Origin of the sequence: Ferdinandcohnia sp. QZ13, from assembly GCF_031324165.1 — a bacterium.
GTDB lineage: Bacteria > Bacillota > Bacilli > Bacillales > Bacillaceae_L > Ferdinandcohnia.
Map to the genome: position 1 here is coordinate 1,737,071 of NZ_JAVIVW010000001.1, position 15,493 is coordinate 1,752,563.

The window sequence follows — 15,493 nt, forward strand, 5'->3', positions numbered from 1 at the left end:
TAGACACCAAAGAGGAGTAATGAAAACTCCCCTTTGACATGTCTCAAACTCTCAATTTCTTATTCGAACTCAACCTTCGTTAAAATATCCGAGCCAGTAGGGTGTGGTAGTAACCCTTTAAGATTTTTCTTTCCAGCCAACAAAGGTGTTGAGTGAACAAGTGGCGCCCATGGAGAGTCCTCATGGATGATTTCCTGTGCTTTTTTGTATAGAACATTACGTTGCCCTTGATCAGGAATGGTTTGAGCTTCTATTAAAATATCGTGAAGCTCATCATTGCTGTAAAATGAATAGTTATTGCTTCCAATGCTGTCCTTATCCAATAAGGTATAGATAAAGTTATCCGGGTCCCCATTGTCCCCAGTCCAACCTAGCATATAGGCATCAAATTCACCTTTAACCGCTTGGTCTAAATACGTCCCCCAGTCAACCGTTTTAATTTCTGCTTTCACACCAATTTCTGCAAAGCTAGATTGGATGACTTCTGCTACCTTCATTCCATCAGGCATATAAGGGCGTGGTACAGGCATTGCCCATAGATCCATTTCAAATCCATCTGGGTAGCCTGCTTCAGCTAATAATTCCTTTGCTTTCTCTAAATCATATGGATATGGCTCAATCTCATCATTATAGCCTTCCAATGCTGGCGGAAGTGGATTTTTGGCAGGCTCTGCAAGTCCACCATAAAATGCCTCAATGATTCCTTCTTTATCAATGGCGTGGTTAAGTGCTTGACGAACAAGTTTATTATCAAATGGTGGTCGAGTAACTGTAAAACCTAAATATCCAACGTTCATAGAAGGACGCTCAAATGTTTGAAAATCCGGATTTCCTTGAATCTGCTCAAGGTCCGATGGGTTCACTCCATCCATTAAATCGATTTCACCAGCTAGCAATGCATTTAATCGAGCAGAGTTTTCAGGGATTGATCTAAAAATGATTTTTTCTAGCTTTGGATAGCCTTCCATCCAATAATCAGGATTCTTTTCTAACGTAATTCTGTCGTTTTCTTTCCACTCTACAAATTTGAAAGGACCCGTACCTACTGGATTTTTCATAAAATCATCCCCATATTTCTCAAGCGCAGCCGGGCTTGCAATACCAAATGGAGACATCGCTAAGTTCTTTAAGAAAGGTGCTTGAGGACGATTTAGCGTGAATTTTACAGTATAATCATCTTCGGCTACTACCTCTTTAATCACGTGGCCTTCCTCCCCTTTATAACCACCAAACATGGTGTAATAAGGGAATTTTTCAGAATCTCCATTCATCCAACGTTCAAAGTTCTTAACCACTGCTTCCGCATTAAAATCTGTCCCATCATGGAACTTAACACCTTCACGTAGTTTCAACGTATATTCAAGACCATCCTCTGAAGGTGTCCATTCTGTTGCCAGACCTGGTTGTAAGGTTGTATCTTGCTCTCCATAATTAATTAACGTTTCAAACATATTCACTGTAACCTTAAAGGTTTCCCCTTCTGTTGTTGTAATCGGGTCTAAAGACACAGAGTCCCCACCGCGCCCAAAAACAAGCTCGGTTTGCACCTCTGCTGATGGTGTTTCTCCTGTTGGTTTTTCTCCCTCATTTGGACTTTCATTTCCTTTTTCACTTCCTCCATTACAGCCGACTAAAGCTGTTGATACTAGGAGTAGGAATAGAAACGAAAGTAGCACGCCTTTCCTTTTAAACAAAGAAATTCCCCCTTAAAAGCTTTATTTTTTATCATGAATGCTGCGAGTCACCCCAATGGCAAATTCAATAATGAAGAAAGTCCGTTAATAGAGATGACAAGCAACATAATGACCGTCTTCCACTTCCTTAAACTCTGGACGCGTCGTTTTGCATATCTCCATGCAGCTCCGACACCTTGTGTGAAACGCACATCCTGCAGGTGGATTGGAGGGGCTTGGTATCTCCCCGGTAATGCCCACTGTCTCTTTTTTATAATCTGGGTCCGGAATAGGCACCGCTTCCAACAATGCTTCTGTGTATGGATGAAGAGGCTTGTTATAAAGCTTTTCGCTTTCTGTCAATTCTATGATTCTTCCTAAATACATGACGCCCACTCTATCACTTATATGCCTGACTACCCCTAAATCATGTGCAATAAATATATAGGTCAAGCCATATTTCTTCTGTAAATCTTCCATGAGGTTTAATACCTGTGATTGAATCGAGACATCGAGCGCAGAAACAGGCTCATCGGCAATAATAAGGGATGGATTGGTCATTAACGCCTTTGCAATACCAATGCGTTGACGCTGACCTCCGCTAAATTGGTGGGGATAGCGCTTTGCATGATAACTACTTAAACCAACAACCTCTAGCATTTCTCGTACTTTACGTTTTCTTTCCTTTTTGTCGCCAATCCCATGAACAATCAGGGGTTCCTCTAGTATTTTTTCGACTGTATGTCTTGGATTAAGGGATGCATATGGATCCTGAAATATGATTTGCATGTCATGCCTTAGCTTTCTCATCTCAGAGATTGATAGATTCGTAACATCCTTCTCGTTAAATAGAACCTTGCCTTCCGTTGGTTCCAAAAGCCGCAAAATTAGTCGTCCTGTTGTGGATTTTCCACATCCACTTTCCCCAACGATTCCTAATGTTTCACCCTTATTTACAAAAAAGGAAAGCCCGTCAACCGCCTTTACGTCTCCTATCTTTTTTCCAAACACGCCCCCCTTGATTGGAAAATACTTTTTTAAGTTATGGACTTGTAGTAAAGGTTGTGTCATGATTGCTTTCCTCCTCTCCAAACTGTAAAAAGCAACGAACACGATGCCCGTTATCATCGACACTGTAAAGCTCAGGATTATTTATAAAGCAGCGATCAAACGCATACTCACAGCGTTCCGCAAATCGACATCCCTGTTTTACCGAACCTGGCTTTGGCACATTCCCCGGAATGGAATAAAGTCGCTCATTTTTATTGCGGATATCGGGTACTGATTTTAATAAGCCTATCGTATATGGATGCTTAGGAGTCTTAAAAATGGACGAGACTTTCCCTTCTTCTACAATTTTTCCGGCATACATAACAACAACTCGCTCGCAAATTTGCGCTACAACACCTAAATCATGGGTGATCAACATGATCGCCGTATTCATTTCATCATTTAATTTTTTCATCAGCTTTAAAATCTGGGATTGGATTGTTACGTCTAAAGCAGTCGTAGGCTCATCAGCAATTAATAGTTTTGGATTGCAGGCCATAGCCATAGCAATCATCACTCTTTGCCGCATCCCCCCTGAAAGTTGGTGCGGGTAATCGTTCATTAATTCTTCAGCGCGTGGGAGACCGACCCGTTTCATGATTTCAATGGCTCTTGCACGCGATTTTTTCTTATCCCATTTCATATGAATCTTGATTCCCTCTACCATTTGATCCCCAATGGTAAATAGAGGATTGAGAGATGTCATCGGCTCCTGGAAGATCATTGCAATGTCATTCCCTCTAATTCGACGCATCTTTTTCTCAGTGAAATGAACAAGATTTTCACCATTAAAGATAATTTCGCCTCCTACAATCTTTCCAGGAGGAGTTGGAACTAGTCCCATTATGGATAACGATGTGACACTCTTTCCGCATCCTGATTCTCCGACTACTCCTAAAATTTCTCCTTCGTTTATATGAAAATCAACATCGTCAACTGCTGGTATTTCCCCTTCATCGGTAAAGAAAGAGGTACGGAGACCCTTGACCTCGATTATTTTTTCCCCCATCCATTCCACCTGCCTTTACAAGAAGTTTTATTAACAAGTTGTCTCAAATATTACCTCAATGTAAAAAAAGGCATCGAGATTCGAATGGGATTTTCCGCTATTATCCGACACCATTTCCCTGGAAATAAGAATGTTTGTCGAATGAAAAAAGACATGGAAATTTACGGGTGTAGATTTAACAGTATTTTTCTTTCTGTTAAAATGTAGATAAACAAAGAGTTGAGGGGGAATTGTGATTAAATTTTATAAACTGCTAATTTTAAGTACTGTGGCCATGATTATCATTTCAGGATGTCAATCAAAAGCAAATACACAAGTTGAAATAAAAATGAAAAGTGAAGAAGAACAAAAAGAGATAGTGGACACTTATACTTTCGATGATTATAAGAAGGTGTTTGATGAAGCTGTATCTGAAGCAAATAAATTAGAAGATGATGAACAATTAAGGAAATGGATTATTAGAACATTAGCCCAAGAAAAAGTGTATTTTGAAACAGATTTAACTGATGTGCAAGTAATCGAACTATCTAAACAAGCAATGGAGAGAGATAAAGTATGGAAGTCAATTGCCAAAAATGAATATGGTATTATCGTAACTGATGAAGAAATTGATCATTATATTAAAGAGGGACCCGATACAAGCGATTTGCCACAACACCTGGCGTATGCAGATGCGTTAGGGTTATCCTTGGAAGAACTTAATCACGATTTTGACAGAGATATTTATGAAAAAAATGTTATTTGGTTAAAGCTAAAACCTAAACTAGAAAAAAAATACGCAACGACTGACAATAATCAACAGGTCGAAAGGTTTGAAAAGGAAGTAAAAAAACAACTAAATTAACTATTAAAAAGGCATTGGTTATCCAATGCCTCTTCGTTTGCTGTCAACTATTTTTCACTTCAAAACCTAACATCTTTTAATCATCTAATTGCTGAACCTGGAATAGGTCGTAATAATGTCCTTTTTTGCTCATTAATTCAGAATGTGTCCCGATTTCGACGATTTCCCCGTGTTCGATGAGGACTATTTTATCTGCATGTGTAATCGTGGATAATCGGTGTGCAACGATGAAGGTGGTTCGATTTTTAGCAAGTTCCTCTAGTGATTCTTGAATAAGATGCTCACTTTCAAGGTCCAATGCCGAAGTGGCTTCATCCCAAATCAATAATGGTGGATTCTTTAAGAATACACGTGCAATCGCAATCCTTTGTTTTTGGCCACCTGATAACTTAACGCCTCTTTCCCCTACTTTTGTATCATAGCCGTGTGGAAGATTTTCGATAAATTCATGGGCATTGGCTGCTTTAGCTGCTTCAATAATCTCCTCGTCAGTAGCACCTGGTTTTCCAAGAAGAATATTATGCTTAACCGATTCACTAAATAAAAAGGTATCTTGATGAACCATCCCAATTTTATCGCGGAGGCTTCTTACCTTAAAGGAGCGGATATCCGTTCCATCTAATAGAATCCTTCCATCTGTTACATCATAAAACCTTGGAATTAAGCTAACGAGTGTCGATTTTCCGCCGCCACTCATTCCAACTAAGGCAACGGTTTCCCCGCTTTTAATATCTAAATTGATATTCTTCAATACAATTTGATCATCGTCATCATCCCCATATGAGAATGAGACATTTTCAAACTTCATTTTCCCAGATACATTTTTACATTCAACTGCATTTGGTCCATCGACGATATCATATTTTTCATCAATAAATTCAAAGACACGGTCCATTGACGCGAGAGCCTGTGTTAATGTTGTCGATGAGTTCACGAGTCGTCTTAACGGATTATAAAGTCGGTCGATATATGCAACAAACGCAACTAAAGTACCGACTGTTAGATTGCCTTGAATGACCTGATATCCGGCATACCCAATCACAAGAAGTGGTGCGATATCAGTAATGGTGTTCACGACTGCAAAGGTTTTTGCATTCCAGTTTGTATGGTCTAATGCTTTCTGAAGAAAATTACTATTTTGTTTATCAAAAAGCTTTTGTTCATGGTCTTCAATTGCAAAACTTCGGATAACAGGTATCCCTTGAACCCGTTCATGGAGATAACCTTGAACCTCTGCTAGTGCCTGTGAGCGAGACCTTGTGAGATGGCGAAGTCTGCCATAAAAATACTTAATCGAGAATCCATAGAGTGGGAACAAAATGATAGACACGATAGTTAACGGGATATCCAATGTCAGCATAATACCTATGGCAATAAAGATGGTAAAAAGGTCGAGCCACAGGTTCATCAATCCAGTAATAACAAAGGTCTTTGTTTGTTCTACATCATGAATAACCCTTGAGATCACTTCACCTGCTCTTGTGTTGGCATAATACCGAAGACTAAGCTTTTGAATATGATCAAACAGCTGGTCGCGGATATCATAAAGAATTTTACTGCCGACCCATTGCGCATAATATTGGCGATAGTATTCGACAGGTGGACGCAGTACAAGAAAAATAAAAAACATGATTCCCATTGCAAGGAAAAGCTTTGATAGTTTTTCATCCTGCGTAAGGTCTGCTGCGATGACATCATCCAATACATATTTCAGTAATAGTGGTGTCAGCATCGGAATCGAAAATTTTATAATCCCAATGATGATTGTAATCAAGATTTGAAACCGGTACGGTTTCACGAATTTCAAATAACGTCTAGTACTCCCCAAACCCCTGACCTTCCTTCAAGTTGTTGTGCTAAAAATATTGAAAACCTGTTGCTATATTTTCAACAGGTTCTTTTCAAATTATTAACTTCGATAAGTTAAATAGCGCTCATACCAAATATCAATAAAATCTGGTGCGAATGGACCTTTTCGTCCACGAATCCATTGGATAAGCTTGTCTACATTATTTTTTAATATCTTATCAATTACATCTGGATAATTCATTTCACGACGATGCTTTTCATATTCATCCTCATCTAGCAGGATAAATGTCATATCAGGAAAAACCTTTATATCCAAATCATAATCAATATATTTCAACGCTTCGTCATCAGAAATGAATGGTGAACTGATATTACAATAATAATACACTCCGTCCTCACGTATCATTCCGATAATATTAAACCAATGGCGCGCATGAAAATAACATATAGCCGGTTCACGTGTAATCCAAGTACGACCGTCGGATTCAGTCACGGTTGTGCGATCATTTCCGCCAATTACAAGGCTCTGTGTTCCTTTTAGCACTCTCGTTTCTTCCCACACACGGTGAATATGGCCATTATGTTTATAACTATGGATTTGTATTTTATCTCCTTCCATGGGAATACCCATTCTCTCTCCCTACTTTCACTTTGGGCAGCTTTGTCTTATACATTTCAAATTTCATTTATGAAATCTCCCGTATCGAAAGTATAAAAAACAAAGAAAAACCTTTTTCTATTATTATAACGGTTCAACTAGTATTTTAAAACAAAAGAGCCATCGGAAATTTTCGATGACTCCACTTAGTTTAGACTGTTTGATGCATTTTGCCCTGATAGGACCGGATGACTTCTTCGGTTTGTTTTTGAAATAAGTCATGAATTTGCATAAGTTCTTCCTGCATACGCTTAATCTCTTCCTGTATCGTTTCGAGGTCTGTTTCTTTTTGGAGTTCTAAAATTTGAGACTCTAGTTCCTGGCATCTTTCAATTTCGGATTGAATGAAAAGTAGCTTGTCCATTGTTTTTAGCTGCTCACCAACAAGGTCATTAAAATTGCTCATCTTGTAATCCTCCTATAGTCTATAAGTGAGTGTTCAAAAAGGAGGATGAAAAGGACCAAGAAGTTCGAAGCGGTGCAGGTTTGAGTAGCGGAACGTATGTAGTAAATACGTGAGCACAAGGAATACTTCTACCCTGAATCCGCATCGCACTCCGGAAAAGTGGTTTTCTTTTCCAAGGAACGGAAAAGCAAGCCAACGAGCTTCCACAGGATGTGGTGACTTCGACGTTCGACACGGGAAGTGTCGGTAGTTAGTCGAAGTTCCTCTGTGATGTATCATTTTCACCGGACTTTTTGAACATCCTCTTAACCATCTTTATTGTTATAACCTATTATTTCTGTAAATAGACTTAATTTCCTTTGTCTTTATATGTAGTTATATAGGAGGTTTTGTCACATCAGTAGGAAAAATTCTTTTATCTGGTTTATGAAGGACTTTTCTGAGGAATTCTCGTGGCGGAATGGTCTTCATACCGCTTATGAAGAACCTTTCGAGTATGTTCCCTTGACGAAATGGTCTTCATCCGGCTTATGAAGGACTTTTCGAAGATGTTTCCTGGCCGAAATGGTTTTCATTCCGCTTATGAAGAACTTTTCGAGCTGGTTTCCTTGACGAAATGGTCTTCATTCCGCTTATGAAGAACCTTTTCGAACTGGTTTCCTCGCCAAAATGGTCTTCATCCGGCTTATGAAGAACTTTTCAAGTATATTTCCGTGGCAGAATGGTCTTCATCCCATTTAATCGGTCAAAACTCCCCCTCCGGAATGACCTTTATCCTTTGACGCACAAAGAAAAACACTTCCAGCCGAATGCTTGGAAGTGTTTTTTGGTAAGTATGAAAATCTTGTTTATGTTAGCCTTGTCCTTTGTTAGACTGAGACTGTTGGTTTTGACGTCTTACTTCTTGAGCGTTAGTTTCGCTAGCAAACTCAGTACCGAATTGACCACCAGCACCTTGAGATTGAGCGTTTTGTTGTCTTACTTGCTCAATGTTTGTTCCAGCTGAAGATTTGTTTGGTTGTTTAGCCATTGTTATCACCTCCACGACCATTAATTTGTCCCAGAAGTGAAGTTTATATCCGTAAAAAAATTTATTTGATTTTTAGGATAATTTTTCTACAATTGGATAATCTTATTATGAACAAAGGAATTAATAGTGTGTGTTCAAATAGAGAGACGGTTTGAACATCCAATCAAAAGGAGGGTAATTGAAGATGTATTCTGGTCGTGACATGACTCATTTATCAATGATCCCAAAAAATGAATGGAAGGAAAGCGAACTCGCTTTTTTCCACCATTCCTTTCAACAAATTGTTCCATATTTAAATGCGGAGGGGCAATCCCTACACCGCGAAATTGTCCAGGAAATCGAAGCTAGAGGCGGTTTCCATCGTAACCATGACTACACAAGTGATATTAGGATGTCGTATGACACTGAATGAAAAAAGAGCTTTCTCATCGATTGAGAAAGCTTTTTAAAATTTTTTGATGAGAGACAGGGAATGTATACTCCTCCAGCCCCTTTAAACTAACCAGTTTCAAATGAGGTGTTTCAGCTACGGAGCCATCAATTCTCCCTTCAAAAACAGTAATATTCCAAATTAAATGGGAAAACACATGTTGAATTGTTGTAAATGCTTGTCCAATTTTCGCATCAACTTCATATTCCCTTTTTAAAAATTCACCTAATTGTTCTTTTGGTGCTTGTAGGTCTAAAATCGTTTCGTGATTTGGAAACTCCCATAAATTTGCTAAAAGTCCTTTTTCCGGACGTTTATGAATTAAAAATCGACCCTCTTCGTCCTGTAGGACAACTGCTGCCATTGAAACTGCGGTGGGAGCCTTTTTCTTACTTTTTACAGGAAGTTCCTTTTGGACTCCCTCAGCAAAAGCCCTGCAATGTTCACGAACCGGGCATAATAGGCAGGCGGGGTTTCCAGGAACACAAATCAAGGCGCCTAATTCCATTAAAGCTTGGTTAAAAGCAGACGGGTCTTCTTTTGAAATCAGTTCTCTAACTATGTCTTCAAACAATTGGCGTGTTTTCGGTTTTGCAATGTCATCCCAGACGGATATAATCCTTGAAAGAACGCGCATCACATTACCATCGACGGCTGGTTCAGGTATTCCATACGCAATACTTAAAATGGCTCCAGTTGTATAGGGTCCGACACCTTTTAGACTTGAAATTTCCTCCACTGTGTTGGGAACTTTGCCTCCATACTCTTGTGCCACTTCTTTAACCGCCGCGTGTAGGTTTCTCACCCGTGAATAATAGCCCAAACCTTCCCAAGCTTTAAGAACTTTTTCCTCGTCAGCTTCCGCAAGTGCCTCAATTGTCGGAAACTTGGAAATGAAATTCTCAAAATATGGAATGACGGTATCGACTCTTGTTTGTTGGAGCATGATTTCAGAAACCCATACTTTATACGGGTCCTGATCCTGTCTCCAAGGAAGTTCCCTCTGTTCGTTCTCAAACCACTCAATTAAATCCTTTTGAAATTCATTTATCGAAAAATTTTCTAACATTTTCATTAATTTTTACCATTCCCTCTCACATGGTGTTATTATTATCAAAAATGCCTAAGCGTTAACTGCTTCATTTGAAAATCCGCTGAGGTCTTTACCCATATTCAGCAGTAGTCCACAACAGCTGAATAAAGGTATCATAATTTATTTAAATACATGATTTTGGTTACATTAATCTTAGATACGTATGGAAAAGGAGGTCCCATTTTTGGACACAGGAACACATATTGTTATGGGTCTTGCTTTGGGTGGTATTGCCACTCTTGACCCAGCTGTTACAGCCAACCCCGCTACTACTCATGCAGTGCTCTTTGGAACGCTTATTGGTTCACAGGCACCAGACCTTGATACCATACTTAAATTGCGTAACAATGCTAATTATATAAAAAATCACCGTGGAATAACACATTCCATTCCGGCCGTGCTACTGTGGCCACTTTTAATCACAGGAGCCCTTTTATTCTTTTTCCCTGGGGCTAACCTACTGCATCTTTGGATTTGGACCTTTATTGGTGTAATTCTACATGTGTTTGTCGATATTTTTAATGCATATGGAACACAAGCATTACGTCCTTTTTCACATAAATGGGTTGCTTTAGGCGTTATCAATACATTTGACCCATTTATCTTCCTGATTCATTTAGCAGGGATTGTTGTTTGGAAGCTCGGCTTACATCCGGGAGTTACTTTTTTTTCTGTCTATGCTATCCTGTTTGTCTATTATATCATCCGGTTTCGAATGCGAAATAAGGTCGAGTTAGGGGTTCGTGCTAAAATCGATGAAAACATCAAAGAAATCATCATATCGCCAACGTATCGCTTTAATCAATGGCATATTGCAGTCGTGACTGATAAATATTTTTATGTCGCACGCTCCAAAAACAATGAAATTATTATCCAGGACCAATTTGTAAAACGCCCAATTCCTGATACTCCGGTTGTTAATGCGGCGAAGGAAGACAAGAACTTGGCTGCCTTCCTTCACTTCTCACCTGTGTATCGTTGGGAAATCGACGAGTATGATGATTACTATGAGGTTCGCTTTATTGATCTACGTTATCGAAGCAAAGGGCATTATCCATTTGTTGCGGTCGTTCAGTTAGATCTTGATTTAAACATTGTAACATCCTATACTGGTTGGATTTTTAGTGAAGAAAAGCTTCGTAAAAAGCTTGATCTCCTTCCAAGCTGATCCATTTTCCCCATAACAACGGTTGTTATGGGGATTTCCATTAATTCACGTTGTCCTTTTTACATGTTAAGAAGGCATGAACTCCATACTAGTAATACGTGTTTAAAGGTGAGAGTTCCCTTTTTACACGATGCCCAAATGCCCTTTTAGGAGGTATTCGTATGCGGAACAAAAAACGAGGATTCCCAAATCAGAATCGTAATAAGTTTCAGGGTGAGCCAAGAGCAAAGGCTGAATACGCTTCAACAAGAGCAGATGGTTCCATTAACACACATCCACAGGAGCGAATGAAAGCTTCAGGTGAACGACACGATTTTTAAAACCAGGAGTTTTTAGACTAAAACGCCACATCCTGTGGCAACTCTTTGTGCTCCACCTCGTGTGGGCCTAAAATCGAGTTTAACTCGGAGGTGCGTGTAATGGGTAAAAAAGGATATAAACGCAATGAATACAACAATCCTTTCCAACAAGCATGGGCTAATCCGAAACATGCTTGGGCACAGGTGAATGGAGAAACAAGACTAACTCAAAACCTCATCATATTGGAGCGAGAGACTAGAAAACGCTCCTAGAACATCGAAAACCAGAGAGATCCTTCTCTCTGGTTTTATTTTTTAAGAAGTAATGAAATCGGTAATGCCTCTTCTCTATCCTCTTGCCCAACACGATGCCCCCATGCAAATACACCGTTAAGATAATGAATCTTAAAATAACTTCCAGGGTCGCCATCGATTTCATATTCTTCCCCTTTATTAAAATCCGCTGGATTTAGCATATACGCCTTAGCCATCGCTGCTTTACGTTCAAGGACAGCAAGTTCGTTTATAATTCCGAGCTGTTCGGCTTTACGTGCTAGTTCTTTTAAGTTTGCAATTTCTTGTCTTAATTCAAATTCTGGCATTTGACTATATCGTTTTTCTTGCATGTCAGTTCTCTCCGTCCTTCATGTGTTCAATGAATTTGTCGATCATATCTAAATCAAAGCCTTTTCGGAAAAGGGCTGCCTTCATTTTTTGTTCATATTCCCATCCATCCAATTTTTCATATTTACGATGGGCTTTCAATCCTTGATGTTTTAAGGCTTCCCACTCTTCATCCGTATCTTTCTCGGTTTCTGCTTCTTCCATGGCGATTTGAATAACATCCCATGGATAGCCTTTCCTTTGAAGAGTTTGCTCAAGCTTTTGTTTGGTTTGGCGTTCTGAAGCTTTATTGTTTTTAGGGATCGTTTTTATAATTAGTTTAATGGATTTTTCAATTTGCTCGTCCTTTGAAAAAAGCTCAAGACTTTTTGTTACGATGTCCGGGTCAATTCCTTTTTCAAAGAGCTCTTGTTTGATAACCTCAGGTCCCTTTGAAGTTGTATTGATTTGCGTTTGAACATAGGCTTTTGCAAATTCAGTATCATTCACATATTTATACTCAGCAAGCTTATGCATCACATCAGGAATAATCGGGTCATCTACTTCCTTTTTCTTCAGATAATCAATGACTTCCTTCCTTGATCGCATTCTATATGATAAAAAGTTCAACGCCAAATTAAAGGCTTTCTTTACTTCATCCTCAAATTGGATTTCCGTAATATCAAGGTCATCCAGTTCCATCCCTTTTTTGAGTTGAAAGGAAATTAGAATATCTTGATCAACGCTAAAAGCATATTCTTCACCCTTGCCATTCCCGTAATCAAGATAAATATTAAAGCGTTCCGTATTTTTCTTTTGAGTTGTGATTTTTGCTATTATCGCCATTTGAATTACACCTCCCTATAATAGTAGCATAAGATTTTTGAAGGATATACGGAAAACTTATTGAATTATCTAGGAAAAGAGATGGAAAGGAAGAAAACCATGAAAATTGCAATTGCGGGAGGAACGGGCTTTGTCGGTAAAAGCCTTACAGATTATCTTTTAGACCAAAATCATGAAGTATTTATTTTAACGAGAAATGCAGCCAAAGCAAGTCATCACCCTAGGCTATCTTTTGTAGAGTGGCTAAAGGTGAATAGTGCTCCTGAAACTGAACTTCAGGATGTTGATGCCGTTATTAACCTGGCGGGAGAATCTTTGAATAGTGGAAGATGGACGGAAGCCCGTAAAAAAAGAATCTTGGAGAGTAGGGTGACTGCAACAAAGGAAATTGTTCGCATCCTCTCTTCATTACCAAAAAAGCCAAAGGTATTATTGAATGCAAGTGCAGTAGGTATTTATGGAATCTCTGAGAGTGAGACTTTTACGGAAGAAGCTACTCAGATTGGGAATGATTTTCTCGCCAATACGGTATCTGCTTGGGAGCAGGAAGCAAATAAAGCCTCTACACTAGGTGTGAGGACTTGTTTCTTACGATTTGGAGTTGTGCTAGGTGCTAATGGCGGTGCTCTAACACGGATCGTCCTCCCCTATCAGTTTTTTATCGGAGGTACAATTGGCTCTGGGAAACAGTGGCTATCCTGGATTCATATTGATGATGTATTAAAAGGAATTGATTTTCTATTACATCACGAGAACGTAAGTGGACCTATTAATTTCACTGCACCAAATCCAGTGCAAATGAAGGAGTTTGGTCAAACGGCAGGAACCGTTCTTCATCGACCACATTGGCTTCCTGTACCCGGATTTGCTTTACAGCTTTTACTCGGTGAAATGAGCATGTTAGTGCTGGAAGGACAAAAAGTACTTCCGAAAAAACTTGTTGAAAATGGTTTTTCTTTTACTTATGAAACTGTTGAAAAGGCATTAAGCGACATTTTTAGAGGGTAATTCGACACAAGGTCACAAAATTCTGCAGAAAGGTCGAAATTACCAATAATTTGATACAAAAATTTCACAAAAAACCTATTTATTTTTACAAAAGATTCGAGTATGATACCTAAAGTGAAGTAAAAAAATTTAACTAAAAAGTAGTGTTCAAAAAGGAGGATGAAAAGGACCAAGAAGTTCGAGGCGGCGCAGCTTTGAGTACCGGAACGTATGACAATAATACGGGAGGAACGGAAAAGCAAGCCAACGAAGAAATTCGATGTGTCATTTTCACCGGACTGTTTGAACTTCAACTAACAAATCAAATACAAAACTTAAATTTGGCCAATGCAAAATGGCTAACTTTAGGGAAGGCAAATGGTGCGCCACCAGTTTCACTGGTTCTAGTGGGTTCGATTCCCACCCCGAAATTTTTTAATGACACAAAAAATTTCGAGGGTGGATCCTGGCCACAGGTCCGGTCTGTCCTCATTTGGAGGGGAAACTGATGCTAAAAAAGCGTGAACTTCAAGATAGTCAAGCTCTTTATGACTTAATGGTGCACCCGGATGTCTTTCCTTTTGTGCGTCAAAAGGCATATTCTTACGAAGAGTTTTTATTTTTAACCAAGCAAACGATTGAGGCAGAAGAGCGAGGTGAACTAATTTCACGTACCATTTTAGATGAGTGGGGCTCTCCAATCGGAACTATTAATTTATTCGATATCCAAGAAAATGCAGGTTTCCTTGGAACTTGGCTTGGTAAACCGTTTCACGGTAAAGGCTACAACCAACCTGCTAAAGATGCATTCTTTGCTGAGCTCTTTTTTGAGCTTGGGATTGAAACGATTTTTATGAGAGTTCGTAAAGTTAATCAGCGCTCGTTGATGGCTGTTCAAAAACTCCCATATGTTACTTTAGCAAATGAAACGCGAAAGTCTTTACTTGACGAACTAAATGCCAATGGCGATATTTACAACCTTTTTGAAGTATCAAAGGATTTATATACATTACACACGATGCGTGTTGGACATATTTCTGAAGAAGAACATTTGAAAGAAGCTTAAACTGGAACCCGTTTTTTAACGGGTTTTTTGTTTGGAATTTTTTTGGATGGATAAAATAATACTACATTACTTAGAAAGTGAGGGAACTTTGATGCCAAAAGATAAAAGGCGTGAAAAGTCGAAAAGCACATTAAGCAGCATGCAGGCTGTAACTTATTCTAGGGAATTTAAAATGGCAGATCGTGCTGGCGGGTATACGACGAAAAAGTAATACATATCAGTATCTTCCACTTATGAAGCCTGTCATCAAGGTCATCCTATAATTGAGCAGGTTGTCATAAGCGACCTCTCCATTATTGTTAGGGTGGTGTTGGTAATGGGACGATCAAGAGGACAAAAAACACGAGATAAAAACAAAGGGAGCCTTCCACAGGTTCCAAAAAATATGAAATCAGACGGTCGTGATGTCGAGTTCTCACGTGAACTTGCTGACCAGGATGATTTAGAGGCACTAGCACGTTCTAACGCAGCCGATGCTAGAGCGAAGAAACGAAAAAAGAAATAGGGTTTATAACAAACCAG

At 39.1% G+C, this 15,493-nt stretch carries 20 protein-coding genes; 10 read left to right on the plus strand and 10 right to left on the minus strand.

Going from position 1 to position 15,493, the window contains the following annotated elements; all coding sequences use genetic code 11:
- Positions 1 to 59: 59 nt before the first annotated feature.
- The 3 genes from RGU12_RS08450 to RGU12_RS08460 all read right to left on the minus strand — a co-directional run bounded on the left by RGU12_RS08450 (position 60) and on the right by RGU12_RS08460 (position 3,732).
- Positions 60 to 1,694, minus strand: a complete 1,635-nt coding sequence (locus RGU12_RS08450) for an ABC transporter substrate-binding protein (RefSeq protein WP_309535678.1) — start codon at positions 1,692 to 1,694, stop codon at positions 60 to 62.
- 84 nt (positions 1,695 to 1,778) lie between these two features.
- Entirely contained in the window at positions 1,779 to 2,744 is a 966-nt protein-coding gene (locus tag RGU12_RS08455; protein ID WP_309535679.1) for an ABC transporter ATP-binding protein, read from the minus strand.
- Positions 2,716 to 3,732 (minus strand): ABC transporter ATP-binding protein, encoded by a 1,017-nt coding sequence (locus RGU12_RS08460; RefSeq protein WP_309535680.1) that lies wholly within the window; start codon positions 3,730 to 3,732, stop codon positions 2,716 to 2,718. The genes RGU12_RS08455 and RGU12_RS08460 overlap by 29 nt, the downstream gene beginning before the upstream one ends.
- A 232-nt stretch (positions 3,733 to 3,964) precedes the next feature.
- Between RGU12_RS08460 and RGU12_RS08465 the strand changes: the two genes are divergently transcribed.
- Positions 3,965 to 4,576 carry a hypothetical protein gene (locus tag RGU12_RS08465; RefSeq protein ID WP_309535681.1) on the plus strand — a complete coding sequence of 204 codons (612 nt, stop codon included), beginning with the start codon at positions 3,965 to 3,967 and terminating at the stop codon, positions 4,574 to 4,576.
- 76 nt (positions 4,577 to 4,652) lie between these two features.
- Here RGU12_RS08465 and RGU12_RS08470 read toward each other — a convergent pair whose 3' ends face one another.
- From RGU12_RS08470 to RGU12_RS08485, 4 genes are all read right to left on the minus strand, one after another.
- On the minus strand, positions 4,653 to 6,404 hold the full coding sequence (locus RGU12_RS08470; protein ID WP_116354048.1) for an ABC transporter ATP-binding protein: 1,752 nt from the start codon (positions 6,402 to 6,404) through the stop codon (positions 4,653 to 4,655).
- Positions 6,405 to 6,485: 81 nt separating this feature from the next.
- Entirely contained in the window at positions 6,486 to 7,016 is a 531-nt protein-coding gene (ntdP, locus tag RGU12_RS08475) for a nucleoside tri-diphosphate phosphatase (protein WP_136379427.1), read from the minus strand.
- A gap of 178 nt (positions 7,017 to 7,194) precedes the next feature.
- Positions 7,195 to 7,449 (minus strand): YgaB family protein, encoded by a 255-nt coding sequence (locus RGU12_RS08480; RefSeq protein ID WP_309535682.1) that lies wholly within the window; start codon positions 7,447 to 7,449, stop codon positions 7,195 to 7,197.
- A gap of 853 nt (positions 7,450 to 8,302) precedes the next feature.
- On the minus strand, positions 8,303 to 8,479 hold the full coding sequence (locus tag RGU12_RS08485; RefSeq protein WP_116354051.1) for a gamma-type small acid-soluble spore protein: 177 nt from the start codon (positions 8,477 to 8,479) through the stop codon (positions 8,303 to 8,305).
- A 184-nt stretch (positions 8,480 to 8,663) separates the two neighbouring features.
- On the opposite strand from RGU12_RS08485, the gene yfhS reads away from it, so the two are divergent.
- The gene (yfhS, locus tag RGU12_RS08490) at positions 8,664 to 8,891 is read left to right on the plus strand and encodes a mother cell protein YfhS (protein ID WP_116354052.1); all 228 of its coding nucleotides are present in this window, start codon (positions 8,664 to 8,666) and stop codon (positions 8,889 to 8,891) included.
- A 13-nt stretch (positions 8,892 to 8,904) separates the two neighbouring features.
- On the opposite strand, the gene mutY is transcribed toward yfhS, so the two are convergent.
- Entirely contained in the window at positions 8,905 to 9,984 is a 1,080-nt protein-coding gene (gene mutY, locus RGU12_RS08495; RefSeq protein ID WP_309535683.1) for an A/G-specific adenine glycosylase, read from the minus strand.
- Positions 9,985 to 10,186: 202 nt separating this feature from the next.
- Here mutY and RGU12_RS08500 point away from each other — a divergent pair, with 202 nt between their 5' ends.
- The 3 genes from RGU12_RS08500 to RGU12_RS08510 all read left to right on the plus strand — a co-directional run bounded on the left by RGU12_RS08500 (position 10,187) and on the right by RGU12_RS08510 (position 11,742).
- A complete protein-coding gene (locus RGU12_RS08500; RefSeq protein WP_309535684.1) occupies positions 10,187 to 11,170 on the plus strand; it encodes a metal-dependent hydrolase in 984 nt (327 codons plus the stop codon).
- A gap of 161 nt (positions 11,171 to 11,331) precedes the next feature.
- Entirely contained in the window at positions 11,332 to 11,490 is a 159-nt protein-coding gene (locus RGU12_RS08505) for a small, acid-soluble spore protein K (protein WP_116354055.1), read from the plus strand.
- A 99-nt stretch (positions 11,491 to 11,589) separates the two neighbouring features.
- Positions 11,590 to 11,742: a YpzG family protein gene (locus RGU12_RS08510; RefSeq protein WP_116354056.1), complete on the plus strand. Its 153-nt coding sequence runs from the start codon at positions 11,590 to 11,592 to the stop codon at positions 11,740 to 11,742.
- Positions 11,743 to 11,777: 35 nt separating this feature from the next.
- On the opposite strand, the gene RGU12_RS08515 is transcribed toward RGU12_RS08510, so the two are convergent.
- Entirely contained in the window at positions 11,778 to 12,095 is a 318-nt protein-coding gene (locus RGU12_RS08515; protein WP_309535685.1) for a YfhH family protein, read from the minus strand.
- Between the two features lies 1 nt (position 12,096).
- Positions 12,097 to 12,918: a recombination regulator RecX gene (gene recX, locus RGU12_RS08520; protein WP_309535686.1), complete on the minus strand. Its 822-nt coding sequence runs from the start codon at positions 12,916 to 12,918 to the stop codon at positions 12,097 to 12,099.
- A gap of 99 nt (positions 12,919 to 13,017) precedes the next feature.
- Between recX and RGU12_RS08525 the strand changes: the two genes are divergently transcribed.
- From RGU12_RS08525 to RGU12_RS08545, 5 genes are all read left to right on the plus strand, one after another.
- Positions 13,018 to 13,926, plus strand: a complete 909-nt coding sequence (locus RGU12_RS08525) for a TIGR01777 family oxidoreductase (RefSeq protein ID WP_309535687.1) — start codon at positions 13,018 to 13,020, stop codon at positions 13,924 to 13,926.
- 194 nt (positions 13,927 to 14,120) lie between these two features.
- Positions 14,121 to 14,414 (plus strand): hypothetical protein, encoded by a 294-nt coding sequence (locus RGU12_RS08530; protein WP_309535688.1) that lies wholly within the window; start codon positions 14,121 to 14,123, stop codon positions 14,412 to 14,414.
- Positions 14,414 to 14,971, plus strand: coding sequence for a GNAT family N-acetyltransferase (locus RGU12_RS08535; RefSeq protein WP_309535689.1), 558 nt, complete (start codon positions 14,414 to 14,416; stop codon positions 14,969 to 14,971). The genes RGU12_RS08530 and RGU12_RS08535 overlap by 1 nt, the downstream gene beginning before the upstream one ends.
- 91 nt (positions 14,972 to 15,062) lie before the next feature.
- Complete coding sequence (locus tag RGU12_RS08540; RefSeq protein WP_116354095.1) at positions 15,063 to 15,182, plus strand: YfhE family protein; 120 nt, start codon at positions 15,063 to 15,065, stop codon at positions 15,180 to 15,182.
- A 105-nt stretch (positions 15,183 to 15,287) separates the two neighbouring features.
- The gene (locus RGU12_RS08545) at positions 15,288 to 15,476 is read left to right on the plus strand and encodes a YfhD family protein (RefSeq protein WP_309535690.1); all 189 of its coding nucleotides are present in this window, start codon (positions 15,288 to 15,290) and stop codon (positions 15,474 to 15,476) included.
- Positions 15,477 to 15,493 lie beyond the last annotated feature (17 nt).

Excerpts from the sequence above, each read along its gene's own strand:
- RGU12_RS08485 (WP_116354051.1), bottom strand. The coding sequence starts at position 8,479 with ATGGCTAAACAACCAAACAAATCTTCAGCTGGAACAAACATTGAGCAA.
- RGU12_RS08515 (WP_309535685.1), bottom strand. The coding sequence starts at position 12,095 with ATGCAAGAAAAACGATATAGTCAAATGCCAGAATTTGAATTAAGACAA.
- RGU12_RS08460 (WP_309535680.1), bottom strand. The coding sequence starts at position 3,732 with ATGGGGGAAAAAATAATCGAGGTCAAGGGTCTCCGTACCTCTTTCTTT.
- RGU12_RS08540 (WP_116354095.1), top strand. The coding sequence starts at position 15,063 with ATGCCAAAAGATAAAAGGCGTGAAAAGTCGAAAAGCACATTAAGCAGC.
- RGU12_RS08480 (WP_309535682.1), bottom strand. The coding sequence starts at position 7,449 with ATGAGCAATTTTAATGACCTTGTTGGTGAGCAGCTAAAAACAATGGAC.
- RGU12_RS08505 (WP_116354055.1), top strand. The coding sequence starts at position 11,332 with ATGCGGAACAAAAAACGAGGATTCCCAAATCAGAATCGTAATAAGTTT.
- mutY (WP_309535683.1), bottom strand. The coding sequence starts at position 9,984 with ATGAAAATGTTAGAAAATTTTTCGATAAATGAATTTCAAAAGGATTTA.
- recX (WP_309535686.1), bottom strand. The coding sequence starts at position 12,918 with ATGGCGATAATAGCAAAAATCACAACTCAAAAGAAAAATACGGAACGC.
- ntdP (WP_136379427.1), bottom strand. The coding sequence starts at position 7,016 with ATGGGTATTCCCATGGAAGGAGATAAAATACAAATCCATAGTTATAAA.
- RGU12_RS08545 (WP_309535690.1), top strand. The coding sequence starts at position 15,288 with ATGGGACGATCAAGAGGACAAAAAACACGAGATAAAAACAAAGGGAGC.
- RGU12_RS08525 (WP_309535687.1), top strand. The coding sequence starts at position 13,018 with ATGAAAATTGCAATTGCGGGAGGAACGGGCTTTGTCGGTAAAAGCCTT.
- RGU12_RS08510 (WP_116354056.1), top strand. The coding sequence starts at position 11,590 with ATGGGTAAAAAAGGATATAAACGCAATGAATACAACAATCCTTTCCAA.
- yfhS (WP_116354052.1), top strand. The coding sequence starts at position 8,664 with ATGTATTCTGGTCGTGACATGACTCATTTATCAATGATCCCAAAAAAT.
- RGU12_RS08455 (WP_309535679.1), bottom strand. The coding sequence starts at position 2,744 with ATGACACAACCTTTACTACAAGTCCATAACTTAAAAAAGTATTTTCCA.
- RGU12_RS08535 (WP_309535689.1), top strand. The coding sequence starts at position 14,414 with ATGCTAAAAAAGCGTGAACTTCAAGATAGTCAAGCTCTTTATGACTTA.